The sequence below is a fragment of the Pyramidobacter porci genome (assembly GCF_009695745.1).
GTDB lineage: Bacteria > Synergistota > Synergistia > Synergistales > Dethiosulfovibrionaceae > Pyramidobacter > Pyramidobacter porci.
Genome location: NZ_VUNH01000011.1, coordinates 52,900 through 68,399 on the forward strand (window position 1 = coordinate 52,900; position 15,500 = coordinate 68,399).

The 15,500-nt window shown below is 50.2% G+C and carries 16 protein-coding genes; 5 read left to right on the forward strand and 11 right to left on the reverse strand.

Features of this window, described 5'->3' with window-relative positions:
* The first annotated feature begins 56 nt into the window (after positions 1-56).
* Complete coding sequence (locus FYJ74_RS10015; RefSeq protein WP_154529441.1) at positions 57-1,190, forward strand: acyltransferase family protein; 1,134 nt, start codon at positions 57-59, stop codon at positions 1,188-1,190.
* A 75-nt stretch (positions 1,191-1,265) separates the two neighbouring features.
* Here the strand turns inward: FYJ74_RS10015 and FYJ74_RS10020 are convergent, their stop codons facing one another.
* The 7 genes from FYJ74_RS10020 to FYJ74_RS10050 all read right to left on the reverse strand — a co-directional run bounded on the left by FYJ74_RS10020 (position 1,266) and on the right by FYJ74_RS10050 (position 10,088).
* On the reverse strand, positions 1,266-3,665 hold the full coding sequence (locus tag FYJ74_RS10020; protein WP_154529442.1) for a CDP-glycerol glycerophosphotransferase family protein: 2,400 nt from the start codon (positions 3,663-3,665) through the stop codon (positions 1,266-1,268).
* 152 nt (positions 3,666-3,817) lie between these two features.
* A complete protein-coding gene (locus FYJ74_RS10025; protein ID WP_154529443.1) occupies positions 3,818-4,744 on the reverse strand; it encodes a glycosyltransferase family 2 protein in 927 nt (308 codons plus the stop codon).
* Positions 4,745-4,756: 12 nt separating this feature from the next.
* A complete protein-coding gene (locus FYJ74_RS10030; protein WP_154529444.1) occupies positions 4,757-6,628 on the reverse strand; it encodes a DUF6020 family protein in 1,872 nt (623 codons plus the stop codon).
* A gap of 187 nt (positions 6,629-6,815) precedes the next feature.
* Entirely contained in the window at positions 6,816-7,205 is a 390-nt protein-coding gene (gene tagD / locus FYJ74_RS10035) for a glycerol-3-phosphate cytidylyltransferase (protein ID WP_154529445.1), read from the reverse strand.
* A 109-nt stretch (positions 7,206-7,314) separates the two neighbouring features.
* Positions 7,315-8,526 (reverse strand): CDP-glycerol glycerophosphotransferase family protein, encoded by a 1,212-nt coding sequence (locus FYJ74_RS10040; protein ID WP_154529446.1) that lies wholly within the window; start codon positions 8,524-8,526, stop codon positions 7,315-7,317.
* A 41-nt stretch (positions 8,527-8,567) separates the two neighbouring features.
* Positions 8,568-9,200, reverse strand: a complete 633-nt coding sequence (locus tag FYJ74_RS10045; protein WP_326830926.1) for an ABC transporter ATP-binding protein — start codon at positions 9,198-9,200, stop codon at positions 8,568-8,570.
* A gap of 120 nt (positions 9,201-9,320) precedes the next feature.
* Positions 9,321-10,088, reverse strand: a complete 768-nt coding sequence (locus FYJ74_RS10050) for an ABC transporter permease (RefSeq protein ID WP_154529448.1) — start codon at positions 10,086-10,088, stop codon at positions 9,321-9,323.
* Between the two features lie 439 nt (positions 10,089-10,527).
* On the opposite strand from FYJ74_RS10050, the gene FYJ74_RS10055 reads away from it, so the two are divergent.
* The gene (locus tag FYJ74_RS10055; protein ID WP_154529449.1) at positions 10,528-10,752 is read left to right on the forward strand and encodes a DUF1659 domain-containing protein; all 225 of its coding nucleotides are present in this window, start codon (positions 10,528-10,530) and stop codon (positions 10,750-10,752) included.
* A 39-nt stretch (positions 10,753-10,791) separates the two neighbouring features.
* Complete coding sequence (locus FYJ74_RS10060) at positions 10,792-11,007, forward strand: DUF2922 domain-containing protein (protein ID WP_154529450.1); 216 nt, start codon at positions 10,792-10,794, stop codon at positions 11,005-11,007.
* Positions 11,008-11,224: 217 nt separating this feature from the next.
* Here the strand turns inward: FYJ74_RS10060 and FYJ74_RS10065 are convergent, their stop codons facing one another.
* Both FYJ74_RS10065 and FYJ74_RS10070 read right to left on the reverse strand, forming a co-directional pair.
* Complete coding sequence (locus tag FYJ74_RS10065) at positions 11,225-11,980, reverse strand: glycosyltransferase family 2 protein (protein ID WP_154529451.1); 756 nt, start codon at positions 11,978-11,980, stop codon at positions 11,225-11,227.
* 82 nt (positions 11,981-12,062) lie between these two features.
* The gene (locus FYJ74_RS10070; RefSeq protein WP_154529452.1) at positions 12,063-12,323 is read right to left on the reverse strand and encodes a hypothetical protein; all 261 of its coding nucleotides are present in this window, start codon (positions 12,321-12,323) and stop codon (positions 12,063-12,065) included.
* 260 nt (positions 12,324-12,583) lie between these two features.
* Here FYJ74_RS10070 and FYJ74_RS10075 point away from each other — a divergent pair, with 260 nt between their 5' ends.
* Positions 12,584-13,183: a DUF3298 domain-containing protein gene (locus FYJ74_RS10075; protein WP_154529453.1), complete on the forward strand. Its 600-nt coding sequence runs from the start codon at positions 12,584-12,586 to the stop codon at positions 13,181-13,183.
* 272 nt (positions 13,184-13,455) lie between these two features.
* Here FYJ74_RS10075 and FYJ74_RS10080 read toward each other — a convergent pair whose 3' ends face one another.
* Together FYJ74_RS10080 and FYJ74_RS10085 are read right to left on the reverse strand one after the other, a co-directional pair.
* Positions 13,456-14,004, reverse strand: coding sequence for an NADPH-dependent FMN reductase (locus FYJ74_RS10080; RefSeq protein WP_154529454.1), 549 nt, complete (start codon positions 14,002-14,004; stop codon positions 13,456-13,458).
* A gap of 24 nt (positions 14,005-14,028) precedes the next feature.
* A complete protein-coding gene (locus tag FYJ74_RS10085; RefSeq protein WP_120371807.1) occupies positions 14,029-14,541 on the reverse strand; it encodes a ferritin in 513 nt (170 codons plus the stop codon).
* A 285-nt stretch (positions 14,542-14,826) separates the two neighbouring features.
* Here FYJ74_RS10085 and FYJ74_RS10090 point away from each other — a divergent pair, with 285 nt between their 5' ends.
* On the forward strand, positions 14,827-15,480 hold the full coding sequence (locus FYJ74_RS10090) for a cupin domain-containing protein (RefSeq protein ID WP_154529455.1): 654 nt from the start codon (positions 14,827-14,829) through the stop codon (positions 15,478-15,480).
* The last annotated feature ends 20 nt before the right edge of the window (positions 15,481-15,500 follow it).

The window sequence follows — 15,500 nt, forward strand, 5'->3', positions numbered from 1 at the left end:
ACGTCTTATGATAATAATCGGGAGAATAAAATAAGACTCGAATTGTGGAGGAACGGATGAATTTCACGAAAGACGATACATTGAAAGTAAAAGGATCGGCCATAATACTTATGCTGATTCATCATTGTTTTTTAGCTCCTGATAGGTATAAAGGCCAGGCCGTCATCTTTTATCCTTTCACAGAACAATTGGTCAATTATTTTGCTTTGGCAATGAAAATATGCGTCGCTCTTTTCACATTTTTAAGCGCTTATGGCATTTTTATGTCATACAAGAAAAAAAGTCAGATGCTTCTTTTGACTGTAAAAGATATTCATTCCGAGATGGCGCGGCGAACGACAACTCTTTTGGGAGGGTATGTTTTTGTCTTCTTCCTCGTGCAGTTGTATTCTGTCTTGATCATAAGAGGAGGTCGCTACGCTAAAATTTATGGCCATGGAATAAAGAGCGCGCTGTACTTTTTGATCGATTCTCTGGGACTGGCGGAACTGTTCAGGACGCCCACCTTTCTGGCAACTTTTTGGTACCTGTCGCTTGCCTTGGTGATTATTGCGCTGATGCCGATACTGATCGCTTTCTACAAGCGGTTCGGGACAGTTTCTCTGCTGAGCATGTCTGTTCTCTGTGCCGTCTTTTTTCCTGTCTCTTCAAAATGTACTTTTGCTTATCTCCCTCACTATGCGTTTTGTGTCGCCTTGGGAATCGCGACCGCGGATCATAATTGGCTGTGCCAGTTCCGAGACTGGAAACCGGCAGGAGCACGTGGAATCGGTAAGATGCTGAAGGCCACTTTGATTCTTGTCTTCATTACGTTATTTCTATACTGGAGGCAGGTTACGAGATATACGCCTTTGTTGCCGATATGGGACGGTGTGGTGTCGTTTTTAACCATCGCGTTGATGTTCGAGTTTATAAATCCGATACCGTTGCTGGGGAATTCCCTTAAATTTCTGGGAATCCATTCAATGAACGTTTTCCTGATTCATAATTTTGTCAGAGTGGTGTGGTACTATAAGTTTACATACAGCTTCAAGTACGCTTGGCTTATTGTGATTGTTCTGCTGGCAGTTTCATCGCTGCTTTCTGTTTGTATCGAATGGTTGAAGAACATTTTGGGATATTCTGCCATGATTGGAAATCTGAGAAATAAAGCGGCAGCGATGGCGGCGAAAAAAGAGAAAATAGGATAAAAACGTCAGTACTCTGCGAATATATAAATGCCGCTGGGCAATGGGATGCTCCACTGTCAGCGGCATTTATATGACTTATTCAAAAAGCGCTTCAAATTCATCGATGCATCTTTGATTATATTCCTGCATATTGATATTCAATGGCATGATATTGCCCGCGTCAAACTCCAGCATTCCCCGGTACAGCGCTTCAGCGCTTTCTTCGACAAGCAGGCCGCCCTGATATTGGGTCAGAATTTCTCGTGGCCCGTCTATATTTGTGCTGAGAATAGGAACGCCGAGACAGTCGGCTTCAAAGAAAACCACGGGCAATCCTTCATGACTGGAGGACAGTACGAACAGATTGCATCTTTTCAAAATGCTGATAGGGTTGTTTATAGATTTAATAAGGCAGACGTTTCTGGTGCAGGGAAGTTTGCGGGCATAATTCAAAGTGTGGCGGTAAGAGTCTCCATACCCGCCGATGATAATGAGCTGGGAATCCTGATGATCTGCCCAGTACATGTTAAAAGCATCGAGCAGACGTAAATGTTCCTTTTCGGGAGAGAAGCGTCCTATTGAAATGAACTTGTTCCCTGAAGAACGCAGGATGCCGTTGATCCCGTCGGCGTTCATAGTCTGACAATCGGTTGTGACGTCGAGTTCCACATCCATATTTCCTCTGCTGGTTGTTCCTCTGTAATCAAAGCAGTTATGTACTGTGCGAAAATCGTGTGCGTGGCCGGCTATTTCTGCGGCAATGTTTGTCGAAGCGGAACTAACGCCAACGACTTTGTCGTACTTCCGATAGCACGTAAGCAACGTGTTTTTATGCTGCACTTTTTTCTCGGAAAGTTCTTTTTTCATGTCGTTATGAACGAAGACGAACTTTTTCGGCGCTTGCAGAAACAGATTCAGAGGATCCCGACCGTAGCCGACGAACTGAATGAAAATATCATGAGGAATATTCCCGTAGTATTTCATGAACATCCGTTGATAACTTTTTGCGACGAAGTGGTTGATAATGGAAAAGCTCCAGTTGAATTTGTAGTAAAAAAACAGGGCGAACAATTCCATGACGGTTTTTTCTAGGGTATCGATGGAAAGAAGTCCCATATGGGAAGGGAGGTCGTTGAGTTTTTCCCTGTTTTCATAGGTTGCGGGGCTTAACTTGTAGACGGCAAAATAATTACGTTTTTCAAGATCTATCGTGTGGAGCAGATCAAAAGCAGCCGACGTGATCCCGTTTTTGATCAGCTCCAGATAAATAAAGACGTTAGTTTTGCCGTTGCTGGGCAGTTGCACTGTCTTGCAGTCGTAGTCGTAACCGAGGAATTGAGCGCAGACTCTCTTTACGGACTGAGAATTCTCATGTTCAACAATTCCTCGGATGAAATTGTCTTCAAGGTAATGAGGCCGCGTGTTTATTGCGGAAATCAGTTGATCGACGGTTTTTGCCTGTACGAATGGCAGTGTGACAATGGAAATATAAAGTCCGCGATCCTGGAGATATTCGTTTTCGTCATATGTGAACAGAATGATGTTTTTCCCTGAACAGGCAAAATCAAACATCACGCTGGAGTAGTCTGTAACAAGACAGTCTGCAGCGTTGAGAAAATCATAGGTTTCATATTCTTCAGGCATGTGCCTGATATGTTTGTATTGGTCTATGCTGACTTCTGCGGTAGCGAGAGGATGCAGCTTGACGAAGAAAAACTGATTGTCGTTGAGTTTTGCATCGAGTTCATCCAAGTATGACTGAAGCTGAGCAGTATAAGTTTCCGACTTGTCTGTATTTGAGTTCCCCCGCCATGTGGGCATGTATACGATGATCTGCTTTTCAGAAAGTCCCAGCGCGTGCCGTACTTCCAAGGCGCGAGCCTTGTCAAAGAAAACGGCGTTGCGAGGGTAGCCTTCATTCAGGATCTTCCCTTCGAAAAGATGATCGAGAGAATAAGCTTTGACCATCAGTTCTGTCATGTACCCACTGGGGCAAAGTAGATAGTCGGACGCAAAAAAATTACGCTGCATATTGCCGAAGTTGTATGCAGTTTTTGCCTCGTCCAATCCCATTTTTTTCAGCGGTGTGCCGTGCCATGTGTTCAGATACTGCTGCCCTCGACGTTTTATAAAGCAAGCATGAAAAGTTACGTCGTTGATAAGGTATTTGCAGGTCCCGAGCAGACGCCAGTAGGTAAATCGGTGCAGACGAATCAAATGCACGTTGTTGATATGGTAATGCTTTAACAGAGCTGTGTATTTGCTTTTGGTTTTCGGTATATAGGCAAGATAAAGGGTGTATCCCGGGTAGTTGTTGCTGAGCTCCTTCAACAGGTAAAAAATGTTGCCGCCGAAGTCGTCCCCGTAACGCGATTGGAGGAGAATGCCCTTGTTCTTCAGAGGCAGATGGCCTCGGCAGAAAACATACCAGCTTTCGATAACGCTTGATTTGAATTCTCTCAAGGCTCGCGTGACAAGTTTTTTCAATCTGTTCATAATGACCTCCACAAATGCCAGCTTTTTCCTAAAGAAGACTTTAGGTGAGATTGGGCACGCGCATATTGACGCTAACGATATACACAGAGCATTGGTCTGGGCAAGATCGTGCCTTGATGAAACCGGCGCTGGTAAAAACTGATGAGCAGTGTTCACCTGCTCCTGTCATTTGACTGTATGATTGTCAGTTCGTTATTTTGACGGTTATGCGTGACCATGGTGTTGAGAATCAGCCCGCAGACAGCCGTCAGTCCTGAAATGATCATCAGGGCAACGGATAGAATTGCCAGAGGAACATGCGATACAAACGCAGTACGGGCATATTCGACCAGTACGGGGAGTCCTGCGGCGAGCCCCAGCAGAAAAAGAACGAGAGCGAAAGAGCCGAAGAACAAAAGCGGCTGGTAATCGCGGAGCGTTGTCACGATTGTTCTCAGGACGCGAAAACCGTCGCGAAACGTGTTGAGTTTCGAGAAGCTGCCTGCCGGTCGGTCACGGTACGCGATAGGAATTTCTTTGATAAAAAATTTTCGGTCTAAGGCGGAAATGGTAAGCTCTGTTTCAACCTGAAAGCCGTCATAGAGCAGCGGCATGTTCTTGACAAAACGACGACTGAACGCGCGGTATCCAGTCATGATATCGGTCAAATGGCTTTTAAAGCAGAAATTGACAAGCCAGCGAACCAGATTGTTGCCGAAATCGTGAAAGCCCCGTTTGTTTTCCTTGTAGTAAGTCCCGTTGCTCAGGCGGTCTCCGACTGCCATATCCATGTGTTCATCAACAACTGCGGAGATAAGTTTACGTACAGCTTCGGCAGGATAGGTATCGTCGCCGTCGACAAGGACATACACATCGGCTTCATAAGACCTGAACAGCTCTCGGATGACGGCACCTTTGCCTTGGCGAGGTACGTCAGTGACCTCTGCTCCCGCTTCATGGGCAAGAAACGCAGTCTTATCTGTTGAGAGGTTGTTCATGACCACGATTCTTGCTTCGGGTAATTCTTTCCTGAAGTCCAAAACGACTTTCCGTATGGTCAACTCTTCATTGTAGCAGGGAATCGCGACAATGATCTCCATTTTCCAGCTCCTTTATTCTGTTAGAGTGTGCGTGCGGCCGTCATATTTTGATGACGCTGCCAGCGTAAACAGTATGGGAAAGGCTGCAAGAACTGGTAGAAAATAGCGTGGATGTCCGTTGACGGGAGAGGCGATGCAGGTCAGAACCATCAGCAGGAGCGGTAAAGCTGCGATCAGGTCTCTGTATCTCCTGCTGGCTAAAAAATAACAGCAAATAAGCGTGATTCCCCACGTATACGTTGCCAGTTTTAGAAACAGGTTCACGACGGGCAGCTTTTTAGTGAGCGTATGGTAATTCATCATTGCTGTTCTGAGAAACTGAGGAAAATGATATTTGACCGAGAGTTTTCCCCATTGGAGCCACGCCTCTGCCTGGTAAGCATGGATCTCAGGTTTTTTCACTTTTATGGGCGGAGTGAAGGCATAATAACCGTACGAATTGGCAAAAAACGCCTCGAAGTGGTTGCGGGGATGACGCAGAAACATGCGGAGCCATACCTTGACACAGTTTATTTTGTTTTCACTGGTAGCGTTGTTTCTTAGAGAAGATTTCACTGGGTCGGATAGATTAGGATCATATATTTGGGGAAGTTTATCAAGGGGGAGAACTTTATCTAGGGTAGCGCGTTCGTCCTCTGTGATGTCTGAAGGATGATCCCGAGTGTATCTGGCGATTTGCTGGAGGGGGATGCTCAAGGCTTCTGCCGAACTTCCGGGAGTTAAGCCAAGAATTTTGAAATTGTATGTTTGAAAAACGAAGTAGAGAATAGGGACGGTAAGGAACAGCAAAAATGTTTTCTTCTGCCGTGATTTGCGGAAGATAAGCGAGGAAATGCAGATGAGCGTGGGAAACACGGCGTAGATCCCGTTATGACGAAGAAGGCATGCGAGAAGCGAAACCGTTAGATAGGCTGTTAAATCCTTAGGGGACACAGGACCCTGTCTAAGAAGAGTTGATGTCGTTAAAGCGAAAAGAGCGAAGATGCCGCTGAATATGGGATCTTTAACAAAAGCTTGGGAGTAACCACCAAAATATGAAATGAATGAAAAATATATTAGAATACCTGCAGAAAGCGCCGTTGAATGAGTCCTTCGATATGAGGCTTTGACAATTTGTCCGTAGATCATCGCACTTAAAACGCTTTGAAATAAAACATATAGGAAGATTCCTAAATTATCATTCCCAAGACGTCTCCCCAACGAGAAGAGTCCGCCGATGAGCCATGTTGTTAAAATCGGATGATGGTCGGTAAGCGGTCGAACTCCAATGAATTCGAGAACTGACCGCAGTCCATCGAATACCGCTGACCCCGGGTAATAGACGACGAGCCATGGCGCCCAGCAGAGCAGGATGAAGAGCGTCGGCCATAGTCCTGAATATTTTGCCGAAGGGATGGATTTTTGCGGTGAGATCGAAGCTGGCTGTTTCGCTGAATCAAACAACCAGAACAAAAAGAGCGAAACAGAGTAAAAGAGAAAGGCATATCCGATAATGCAGATGACCGCGATGAAATGTTGATACTTATTGGCTAGTAAAAAATCCATCGAGTCAAGGCTGTTCATACTCAGACCAACGGTCTGCAGTACGCCGAAAAACATGCTCAGCAGCGCAAGCCAAGGACGGAAAAAGTGATATTGACTCGCTCGTTCCCAGATTTTTTTATAGGTAAAAGTTAAAAGGAGCGCTAAGAGCGTCCAAGTGACGTTATAAGCGTTGAAATTTTGCGGAAGCATGTTGAAAGCAGAAAGAAAAAGATTGTTGACGTTTTGCCACTGCGGGACATGAATCCGCATGGACAAAGCCAATGTTGTTATCAAAGCTGCGCACAGAGGAAGGGCAAAAGGCGTATGGGGCTGTGAAAAAGTTTGCTTAGGAGGAATCATTTTTTTACTCCTTGTCGTTTTTTGTTGTTCTTATCTGATTTCTGTACGGGGCATTATTGGGAATCGAGTCTATCGTAGAACATAACCGAGGATTCCGGTATAGAGACAAGAAGAGGCAAAAACGACGATCAAGGCGCATTTTGCCTCGATGTTTTCCTGTTTTCTGCGACTGTTATTGTGCAGGTATTTATCCTCGGAGATCTTTTTTTATCTGGGTCGTTGAGATCTCGGGCGTACGAGGGAGATAGACAACTTCGCACTGCTCTTTCAGAAAGTCGAATTTCCCTATCCAATCGTCTCCCATAACAAAAATGCCGACGTCATATTTCGTGACGTCGGTCTTTTTCTGCTCCCAGTTTTCTTCTGGAATAACAAGATCGACATATCGTATGGCTTCGAGCATTTCTTTTCGTTTCTGATAGTCGAAATAGCATTTTTTGTTTTTGCTGTTCCAGTTGAATTCGTCGGTAGACAATGCCACGATTAAGTAATCGCCGAGCGCTCTAGCGCGCTTGAGCAGGTTGATATGCCCATAATGAAGCAGATCAAAGGTACCGTAAGTGATAACGCGTTTCATCGTCATGTTCTCCCGAGGGTGAGGTTTAAGGCTATGTCTGGCATCTGAAAAATGGTTATTAAGAATCTGCAGAAACAACAAAGCACGGAATTGTAAGTTTCGTCTTGCGTCAGAACGGATGCGGTTTATTCAAGAACGTTTTTTTGCTTGAGGTTTCTTTATCCCAGTTGTCCCCATCGATAATCGAGAGAATTTTCCTTCCAACGATGGCAGATGCCTGACCGGTTTCTGCGATGCCAGCCTTGCAATGATACTGCTGCAGACTCTTCAGATATTTTTGCCTGTCAAACGAAAGGATATTATTTGCTAACTCACGGATGTTTTCAGCGATGGGAAAACCCCACTGCGCCATAGGCATATAGAATCCCCGTTCGCGCTCATAGGAGAGGCGATCCGGTGCAAAGATGAAAATAGGATTTCCCGTCAGGGAAAAATCCCAGACGGAGGACGAGTAGTCGGTGATAAGCGCGTCAGCAGCACAAAGTAAGCGCTGCATATCAGGATAATGGTTTAAATCAATGGCATTGCAAACGGTGCGAGGCGAAAAGGTAAGGCGGTGTGAACGATACCCGAATTGCCAGTTCTCTTGTGTTGCCTTTTTCAATGTCCCTTTGATAAATTCTATTTGGGTTTCATTTAAAAATGGATTGAGGGCGTTGAGAGAGGAATGTCGTGCCTTACGGAATGTCGGAGCATAAAGAACAAATTTGTCATTTTCAGAGAGTCCCAGCTCTGACCTGACTTTTAACGCTATGGAATTGAGGGCTTGAGGAGTAAAAAAGACATCATTTCGGGGGAGTCCAATTTCCCATAAAGACTCCTTGGTGGAGAGGTGATCTTCTATTGCGCCTTGAGAGAAGACTGTGCAGCTTGAGAGAAAAATATGCGTTTTCGAAGCGGCCAGGTCCCTATCTTTAAGGATCGCGGGGCAACGATGCTGCGGTGCTGTTATTCTCTTGCAGGGGCCTCCTCCGTGCCATGTGTTCACGACAGTGGTGTGTCTCGAAAAAGGCATGTAGGAGACGCCACCGTTATTTGTCAGGAACACTCGCGAATGCAAACTCTTGATAAAGAAGGCAAGGGAGCGCTTGTTAAAAAAAGAAACGCCGTCAATCTGCGGAAACGGAGGATTGCAGGCGAAGCAGATATCGAGAACATGACCGTGCTGCAGGAGGTAGTTGCAGATTGAAGCAGGACTGTCTGCATAACTCCCCAAATCATTAAGAAGTGTGATCCTGTCAGCTTTTACAGGGAAAAGTCTCAACGGGAACAACAGGAACCGAAGTATGTATTTTATGGCAATTTTGCAATAAATATTCATACACTCGAACCTCGAATAAAATGTACTGTATTATCTCTTAATTATCTCTCATCCAAAAACGCCTCATAGCGGGCGCAGACATCGTCCACCCGATCCCCGAATTCGACCTGCCGGCCCTTATGGAGCCAGAGAACTTTATTGCACATGTTTTGCACTTGCTCAAGCGAATGGGACACCAAAATGGTGGTCGCGCCGCCGCGGATGATCTCCTGCATTTTTTCTTCGCTGCGCTTGCGGAACGCGCCGTCGCCCACGGACAGCACTTCGTCGAGGATGAGGATGTCGGGATCGACGAGCGAGGCGATGGAAAAGGCAAGGCGCGATTTCATGCCTGAAGAAAGCTGCCTGAAGGGGCGGTCCTGAAACTCCGCAAGTTCGGCGAAAGCGATAATTTCGTCGTATTTGTCGTTCATAAAGCCGCGGGTGTAGCCCAGCATGGCACCACGCAGGTAGGTGTTTTCCCGCACCGTCAGATCGTTGTCGAAGCCGCTGGCAAGTTCCAGCAGGGCGGCGATGTTTCCTAGGCAGCGCACACAGCCTTCGGTGGGTTTCATGATGCCGGAAATGGCTTTGAGCAAAGTCGATTTGCCGGCACCGTTCGTGCCGATGATGCCCAGCATGTCGCCCTTTTCAAGGGAGAAAGTGATGTGGCGGTCGGCCCAAAATTCCTGCACGTGGTAGTCTCCTTTTATTTTTTGGATGACATAGTCTTTGAGGCCGATAGCTTTGAAATCTCCGATTTTGTAACGGATTGAGACATCCTTTAATTCAATGACAGACATGGCGTTCACCTGTTACACGTAGTAAAGAAATTCGGTGTTGTATTTTCGATACATCCAGCAGCCCAGCAAAAGGACAGCAGCCACGTCGAAGGCCATCAGCAGGTGAAAGGTGACAGTGGGAACGGTGTCTTCAATGACGATTTTTCTGAAATAGCGGATAAAAAGATAGACTGGATTGATCAGAAACGCATATTGCGCCGTAGTGCTGAAACTGTCGATGCTGTAGAAAATGGCGGACATGTACATAAGCAGCTGAGAAAAAATGGACCACAGATATTGAATGTCGCGGAAAAAAACGAACAAGGCCGACAGCACCAGCCCCATGCCGATGTTGAACAGCATCAGCAGCGCTACGGGATAGAGAAGAAAGATGAACTTCCACGTGAAAGTAATATGGTCGATCAGACAAAAAATGAAAAAGACGACAAGAGTCAGGCCAAAATTGATGAGGGTCTGACAGTTTTTGGAGAGGAGAAACAGATACTTGGGGACGTTGACCTTGGTAAAGATCGCGGCGTTGCCGAGGAGCGACGTCATCCCTTGCGTTGCGGACTCGTTGAAGTAGGCGAAGACAAGATTGCCGCAGAACAGGTAAGTGGTGTAGTGCAACATGGTGCGGCCGAAAAAGTGGGTGAAGACAAGCCGCATGACCAGCAGCATCGCCAGCGGCGAAAGAATGCTCCATCCCATTCCGAGAACGGTTCGTTTGTATTTTTTCTTGAAATCGCGCTTCACCAGTTCCTCAAAGAGAAACTGGTGTTTTTTGTATTTTTCAAGCATGAGACGCTCCTTGCTTTGGCATGATATGTAACAGTTATGGGGATATCCGTTTTCGAACGGAACGGCGTTTCTCCTCGGCGCGCCGCTGCCGCGGAATGCGGCGATCCTGCTGCCGCTTTTTATAGCGGCTCCGTATATCAGGTACAAACGGTTCTCTTTACTTAAAAACTTAAAATCTTCAAAACGGCTTACTTAAATCGGCAAGCGACGCGACGTGCTCATTATACGCAAGGTTCCGGAAAAATGCCAGTTTGCAGTGGATCCTGCTTTGTCGGGGGCGTTGGCGCGGCGTCTGCCGGTCGGTTTGTTTCACGGGCGCACTGCCGCGCGGAGCGGCGAGGCGCTGAAGGGGAGATTCTCCTCGAAAAAGACAAACTGGTTGTATTTTAGATGATGGAAAAGCACTCTTGATGATGTAACAGGAAAGGAGGTGAGAACGATGGTTGCACAGATTGTTCTTGCGAACTGCAAACTGCGCATCAAAACCAAGGCCGGCGCGCTGGAGAACGGCGCCGACAAGGTAAAGAGCATTTCCCTGACCGGGATCCGGGAAGGGGCCGAAGGCCAGCCGCTGCTCGACGTGGCGGACGCGATCGGCACGGTGATCAGCAATCCGGTATTGGAAGTGCTGCGCGTTGACGAGAACGTGGTTTCCGCCGAATAAGGCGGTTTGTGACGGGAAAAACGAAAGGAGGTGACAGGGATGCCCAAGACCCTTGCGATGAAATTCGGCCTGGCCAGCGGCGGCAAGCGCACCATTTCGGTGTCCGACGTGAAGGACGACGTGAACGCGGAGACGGTGACCGGCTGCATGAACGCCATCGTCGGCGCCGGCACGGCGTTCGACGACGCGCCGACCAGCTCGCTCAAGGCGGAACTGACCGAGCGCACTACCACGGTGCTGCTGGACAACGAATAAACTGAAAAAACAAGAGCGGCGTTCCGCGGAGCGCCGCCATGAAAATAGAGGCGGCGGAGAGTCTTTCTTTGCCGCGCGCGACGACAAACGCCCGAGGCGAACGTACACAATGCGCTCGCTTCGGGCGTTTTTTTATATTGGCGGCCGTGAAAGTCCGAAAAAAAGCGCCGGTCAAGCCGGGGGCAAAAAACTCGATGGCCGTTCGGAAACGTTCCGATCAGATGTATTTCAGGAATCCCCGTACGGCGTATCCGCACATGTACTGTATTGATCGGAGCGCGTTCAATCCCAGATGCCGCCGATAAATTTCCCATACGCCTCTGGCGGCGCGGAGCTTGCTGTGGTTGCGGGAGCCCGGAAGGAGCAGGGTGTCGGTCAGCGGTTCCTGGCACGCAAAACAATCGCACTCTTGGAGGCACTGGAGCCAGCACCAGTAATCTTCGTGAATGGCACGGGCGTCCATGGGATACTTTCGCGCCAGTTCGCTGCGGAGCATGACGGTGGAGCAGCCGATGGAGTTCCATCTGATCAGGTCGCCGCGGGCGATCCGCGGGGGAACCCGCGACACTTTGCACAGCGTCCGCGCCGGGTAGGAAATCATGTTGTAGGCGCTGCACAGGAAGGAAGCGCCTTTTTGCTCCGCCAAGGCAAGCTGCCGTTCGAGTTTGTCGGGATGGAAAACGTCGTCGCTGTCGAGAAACGCGATCCAGGGAGTTGCGGCGGCGCGGACGCCGCGGTTGCGGGAGTCGGCGGCGCCGAGATTTTGCCGGTTGCGCAGGACTTCAAAACGGCTGTCACGCGCTGCGTAGTCGTTGGCGATCTTTAAGGTCGCGTCGTTGCCCTCCGGGCCGTCGACGATGACGAACGCGCGCCAGTCGTGGCAGGTTTGGGCAACGAGGCTGTCGAGAGCGAGCGAGATCGTACTTTCCGCCTTCGAGGCGGGAATAATGATCGAGCAAAGCGCTGGATTCATGCTGAACCGTCCTTTGCGAAGACGCTATGGAAATAACTTTTACGGGAATGAAAAATCAAAGCGATCCGTTAAGATTCGATTATTATACGGGAAGTCCCGGGAAAATGCCACTCGCGCTCAGGATCCCACAGGGCAATCGCTTGCGAAACGAGCAAACCCGCAGGCACCAGAGCCAGATATTTCTTTGATGATCGGCAAACATGGCCGTTTCCGCGGAGGTGTCCATGCTGCAGATCACGCTCAGCACGCTTATCAGAAGGATATCCTGGAATCGAGAGTGGATCGCGTTTCCTGTGCGGAAGTCTTCGGTTTCCGCCGGCAGTTCCGGAAATGTCCGGTTCATTCTCGTGCCTCCTGTCGGGGTTCTTGGTGTCACTTTTATTCTACCGCAGGGAGGCTTTTTTGAGATGGACGTGCTCTTCTGAGTTGCCGTTTTTTCCTCATGGGTCTCCTGGCAATTTTCTCGAGAGACTTTTCGCAAGCGATTGCCGTGACCTTGCGCGCGGGGGGGGGCTTGAAGTGAGGGGAGGGGATCTGCTACAATTGACAGCGGTGTGAAGAAGTTTCACAGACCACAAATCAAGATTCGGAGGAATTTTTGAAATGAAAAAAGCGATTTTGGCTCTTCTGGCTGCGGCTGCCCTCCCCTTCGCCGCTCAGGCTCAGGTCGTCGACGCGGTGCAGGCCGACGGTTTCGGACTGAATCTGGTCTACCCCGCGGTGCACGTGGAAAACGCGAAAGCCCAGGAGATGATCAACAAAGACATCGCCGCTTACGTTGACGGCATAAGAGCGAAGTACGACGCTCAGAACGACGTCTCCATGAGCTACGCCGCGAAGTTTGAGGACGCGAAGTACGTCTCCCTGGTCATGAGCGCGTCCGTCATGGAGCGGGGCGCGGCCAATCCCGAGAACTTTGAGCACGGCGTGGTGTACAGCAAGGTCACGGGCAAGCGTATGCCGCTGAGCGCTTTTGTCCGCGTCAAGAACGCGAACTCCCTCGTGAAGAATCTGAAGAAGGGCGCTTGGAAGCTCTACAATCAGGAAGGCAAGGCGATCGCTTTCAACGCCGACTTCGTTCCCGAAAAGCTGAGCGACGAGTTTTATCTTGCCGACGCCAAGACAGTGGCCGTGATCTATCAGCAGGGCGATCTGGCTCCCTATTCCGAAGGCGCGACGCGCGTGATCTCGAAACGTCGTTAATCACGGCGCGAAAAAACTATAGCGCAACCCCGCCGCGGGCGCGGTTCTGTTTCTTCACAGAACCGCGCCCGCGGCGGTTTTTTTGCATTCGGGCGGCGCAAGCGGAATGGAAAAATTGCCGCTTTTTGCCGGCGCCGTCGAATCGTCGCCGCCGGCCGTGCCGGCGGTTTTCCGTTTACAAAAAAAGGGCTTTCCCGTCAAGCGGGGAAGCCCTTTTCGCGTTCATTGCCGACGATTGAACGGCCTTTGCAGCGAAGATTCGTCAGCGGAAACTATCCCAAAAACGCCAGGAACGCCTCGACCTGCTCGTGCAGGAGACGAAGCTGTTCTTCGGTGAAGACGACTTTGTCGGTCTTGAAGGCGTCCATGTTCACGGCGATGCCCGTGCCGCCGCCGGGCATCACGTCCGCGCGCATGAATTCGAGCAGCTCGGTCAGACGCGCGCGCGAATTGGCCGTGGCGTTCTTGCCGCCGGCGCCGCTGATCGTGACCTTTTTCTTGTACGTCGCGGCGCTCTTGTAATCGCCCTGCGCCGTCGGGCGCGAAAGCCAGTCGAGCAGGTTCTTGAGCAGGCCGGGAAAATTGAAGTTGTATTCCGGCGTGACGATCCACACGCCGTCGGCGGCGGCCACGGTCTCGCGGACGCGGCGCACCGCTTCGGGCGCGGGCCATTCGACGTCCTGATTCATGTAGGGGATGTCGTCGAACTGCAGCGTGGAAACGCTGGCTTTCCCCGCCAGTTCGGAAGAGATGACCTGAGCCAGCTGGCGGTTGAAAGAGTTTTTTCTCAGCGAACCGATGATCAGCAAAATATTATGCATATGATCCTCCTTATGGCCGACGGATTACAGAACCAGAGACGGCGCCGAGTAGACGCGGGCGAGGAGCTCCTGGTTCAGCGCGTACAGCCCCTTGGGGTCGGAACCGAAAAGCGAGAATTTTTTGATCAGGTCGTCGGCGTTCTTTTCCTCTTCGCCCTGTTCCTTGACGAACCAGTCGAAGCACTGCATCGTGCGGTAGTCGTCGACGTCGCTGGCGGCCTTGTAGATCGCGTTGATCAGGCTGGTGACGTACTGCTCGTGCTCCAAAGCGAACTTGAGCGGGTCGTCGAGGTTCTTGTACACCTTGTCGGGCTTGGCGATCTCGGAGAAGGTGACGCGCTCGCCGTTGTTCTGCAGGTACGTTCTCATCAGCATGGCGTGGTCGCGCTCTTCCTGCGCCTGCACGTCGTACCAGTGAGCGAATCCGTCGAGCCCCTGATCGTAATAGTAATTGGCAAAATCCAGATACAGATACGCCGAGTAGAATTCTTTGTTGACCTGAGTGTTGATCAGTTCTTTGACTTTTGCATCCAACATGACATTTTCCCCCTTGAAATTTTGAAGCGATTCAAAAGAACGCCGCGATCCCCGCAGCATATTAAGTATAGCATCTCTGTCGGATTTTGCAACGCCGCGAGACGCTGCGGCGTGCCGAGCCGGCCGAACGATTCGTCGTTTGCGACGGAAATTGACGCGCCTGCCGGCGCCGCGATTTTTGACGGAGAGGGGATCTTTCGTTGTTATAACAACATACATGCCAAGCCGTCTGTGATACATTACGGGCAGACAGGAAAAAATTTGGCCGCGGGGAGGCTGAACGCGATGAATCGAGCGTTTTCTATCGCCGAAGAGCATCCGCCCAGGGACGGCATGACGATCTCCACTGTGTCGGGCCTTCGGGCGGAGACGAAAGTTTCGTACTTTTCGCTGGGGAGGGGAACCGACGTCAGCGCCGAGAGCTATCCGACGGAGATGCTCTGCGTCGGCGCCGGCGGCACAGGGCGTTTTGCGCTCGGCGCCGGGGCGGACGGGAAAGAGGTCGAACTCGGCGAGGGCGAAGCGCTGGTCGTGCCCAAAGACACGCTCTGCGGGATCGCGGCGCGGGAAGGATTCGTTTACACGGAAGTGATTGCGAAAGGAGAATTGCAGATGAACGAAGCGGTCAAAGCGGGCGAAGTTTTCGCACTGGCGGATCTGGCGCCGTATGAAAAGGGCAGTATCGTCAACGTCGACGTGGTTTCCAACGAAGGATTCAAGTTCGTGGTCATGGCCTTCGACGAGGGCACCGCTCTTTCGCCGCACCGCGCGCCGGGCGACGCACTGATCTTCGCGCTGGAAGGCAAAGCCGTGATCGGCTACGAGGGGCGGGAACACCCGATCGAGGCCGGCGAGAATTTCCGCTTCGCCGCAGGCGGCCTGCACAGCGTCACGGCGAACGGCAAGTTCAAGATGGCGCTGCTTTTGACCCTGAAGTAAAAAGCGCCGCGGGAGGAGGA

Coding starts and splice junctions, on each gene's coding strand:
- FYJ74_RS10090 (WP_154529455.1), top strand. CDS start 14,827: ATGAATCGAGCGTTTTCTATCGCCGAAGAGCATCCGCCCAGGGACGGC.
- FYJ74_RS10025 (WP_154529443.1), bottom strand. CDS start 4,744: ATGGAGATCATTGTCGCGATTCCCTGCTACAATGAAGAGTTGACCATA.
- FYJ74_RS10040 (WP_154529446.1), bottom strand. CDS start 8,526: ATGAATATTTATTGCAAAATTGCCATAAAATACATACTTCGGTTCCTG.
- FYJ74_RS10065 (WP_154529451.1), bottom strand. CDS start 11,980: ATGAATCCAGCGCTTTGCTCGATCATTATTCCCGCCTCGAAGGCGGAA.
- FYJ74_RS10080 (WP_154529454.1), bottom strand. CDS start 14,004: ATGCATAATATTTTGCTGATCATCGGTTCGCTGAGAAAAAACTCTTTC.
- FYJ74_RS10020 (WP_154529442.1), bottom strand. CDS start 3,665: ATGAACAGATTGAAAAAACTTGTCACGCGAGCCTTGAGAGAATTCAAA.
- FYJ74_RS10070 (WP_154529452.1), bottom strand. CDS start 12,323: ATGAACCGGACATTTCCGGAACTGCCGGCGGAAACCGAAGACTTCCGC.
- FYJ74_RS10055 (WP_154529449.1), top strand. CDS start 10,528: ATGGTTGCACAGATTGTTCTTGCGAACTGCAAACTGCGCATCAAAACC.
- FYJ74_RS10060 (WP_154529450.1), top strand. CDS start 10,792: ATGCCCAAGACCCTTGCGATGAAATTCGGCCTGGCCAGCGGCGGCAAG.
- FYJ74_RS10085 (WP_120371807.1), bottom strand. CDS start 14,541: ATGTTGGATGCAAAAGTCAAAGAACTGATCAACACTCAGGTCAACAAA.
- FYJ74_RS10050 (WP_154529448.1), bottom strand. CDS start 10,088: ATGCTTGAAAAATACAAAAAACACCAGTTTCTCTTTGAGGAACTGGTG.
- FYJ74_RS10075 (WP_154529453.1), top strand. CDS start 12,584: ATGAAAAAAGCGATTTTGGCTCTTCTGGCTGCGGCTGCCCTCCCCTTC.
- FYJ74_RS10015 (WP_154529441.1), top strand. CDS start 57: ATGAATTTCACGAAAGACGATACATTGAAAGTAAAAGGATCGGCCATA.
- FYJ74_RS10030 (WP_154529444.1), bottom strand. CDS start 6,628: ATGATTCCTCCTAAGCAAACTTTTTCACAGCCCCATACGCCTTTTGCC.
- tagD (WP_154529445.1), bottom strand. CDS start 7,205: ATGAAACGCGTTATCACTTACGGTACCTTTGATCTGCTTCATTATGGG.